Raw genomic sequence first — 1,756 nt, 5'->3', positions numbered from 1 at the left:
ACCCGGTAGCGCCGCGCCCCGCGCGACGCGGTGGCCGGGGCGGCCCCGCGTGACGCGAGAGCCGGGCGGCCCCCGCAGTGGGGGCGCACCCGGCTCGGCGTCGGTCGGAGGCGTCGTCAGCCCATGAACTTCTTGAACTCGTCGGGGAGCTCGAAGTCCTTGGAGCCCTGCTGCGGCAGGCCGAAGGCGTTGCCGCCCTGCGCCGCGGCCTCGCGCCGCTGGGCCTCCTCCAGCTCCTGCTGCCGGCGCTTCATCGGGTTGCCGGAGCGCTGCTTGCCCTTGGCCTTCTTCTGCTGCTTCTTCTGTCGGCCCGGACCGCCGCCCATGCCGGGCACGCCCGGCATGCCCGGCATGCCGCCGCCCTGGGCCATCCGCGACATCATCTTGCGCGCCTCGAGGAACCGCTCGATCAGGTTCTTCACCGCGCTGACCTCGACGCCCGAACCCCGGGCGATGCGGGCCCGGCGGGAGCCGTTGATGATCAGCGGGTCGGTGCGCTCGGCAGGGGTCATCGACTTGATGATCGCGGCGGTGCGGTCGACCTCGCGCTCGTCGAGGTTGTTGATCTGGTCCTTGATCTGACCCATGCCCGGGAGCATGCCGAGAAGCTTGGAGATCGACCCCATCTTCCTGACCTGCTCCATCTGGGACAGGAAGTCGTCGAGGGTGAACTCCTGGCCCTTCTTGGAGGCCAGCTTGGAGGCCATCTTCTCGGCCTCGGCCTGGTCGAACGTCTTCTCCGCCTGCTCGATCAGGGTGAGCAGGTCACCCATGTCGAGAATGCGGGAGGCCATCCGGTCGGGGTGGAAGGCGTCGAAGTCCTCGAGCTTCTCACCGTTCGACGCGAACATGATCGGCTTGCCGGTGATCGAGGCGATCGACAGCGCGGCACCGCCTCGGGCGTCACCGTCGAGCTTGGAGAGCACCACGCCGTCGAAACCGACGCCGTCGCGGAAGGCCTCGGCGGTGTTCACCGCGTCCTGGCCGATCATCGCGTCGACGACGAAGAGGATCTCGTCGGGCGAGACCGCGTCCCGGATGTCGGCGGCCTGCTGCATCATCTCGGCGTCGATGCCGAGGCGGCCGGCGGTGTCCACGACCACGATGTCGTGGACCTTGACCCGCGCGAACTCGATGGAGTCCTTGGCCACCTTCACCGGGTCGCCGACGCCGTTGCCCGGCTCGGGCGCGTAGACGGCGACACCGGCGCGCTCGGCGACCACGCTGAGCTGGTTCACGGCGTTGGGGCGCTGGAGGTCGGCGGCGACGAGGAGCGGGGAGTGTCCCTGGTCCTTCAGCCACTTGCCGAGCTTGCCCGCGAGGGTGGTCTTACCGGCGCCCTGGAGGCCGGCGAGCATGATCACGGTCGGCGGGTTCTTGGCGAACCGCAGGCGGCGGGTCTCACCACCGAGGATGGTCACCAGCTCGTCGTTGACGATCTTGATGACCTGCTGGGCGGGGTTCAGGGCCTTCGAGACCTCGGCGCCGAGGGCCCGCTCCTTGACGCTCTTGATGAAGGAGCGCACGACCGGCAGGGCGACGTCCGCCTCGAGGAGCGCGATACGGATCTCGCGGGCCGTGGCGTCGATGTCCGCCTCGGTGAGCCGGCCTTTCCCGCGGAGGTTTTTGAAAGTCGCGCTGAGGCGGTCGGAGAGGGTATCGAACACGGCGCTCGTCGGTCCTCGGTGTCGGGGGCGGATGAATGTGGTGTCCAGGGTATCTGGCCCGGACCGCTGCCGGTCCCTGCCGGTCGCGA

Annotated in this window: 1 protein-coding gene; it reads right to left on the bottom strand. The window is 69.4% G+C overall.

What is annotated here, in order from left to right:
- Positions 1 to 116: 116 nt before the first annotated feature.
- Positions 117 to 1,667: a signal recognition particle protein gene (gene ffh / locus HW445_RS29760; protein WP_180223922.1), complete on the bottom strand. Its 1,551-nt coding sequence runs from the start codon at positions 1,665 to 1,667 to the stop codon at positions 117 to 119.
- Positions 1,668 to 1,756: the final 89 nt, after the last annotated feature.

It is taken from the genome of Streptomyces sp. UH6, assembly GCF_013421635.1.
In the GTDB taxonomy this organism is placed as follows: domain Bacteria; phylum Actinomycetota; class Actinomycetes; order Streptomycetales; family Streptomycetaceae; genus Streptomyces; species Streptomyces abyssomicinicus.
The sequence above is the reverse complement of the archived record's forward strand: the minus strand, read 5'-3'. Positions and strand labels throughout refer to the sequence as shown.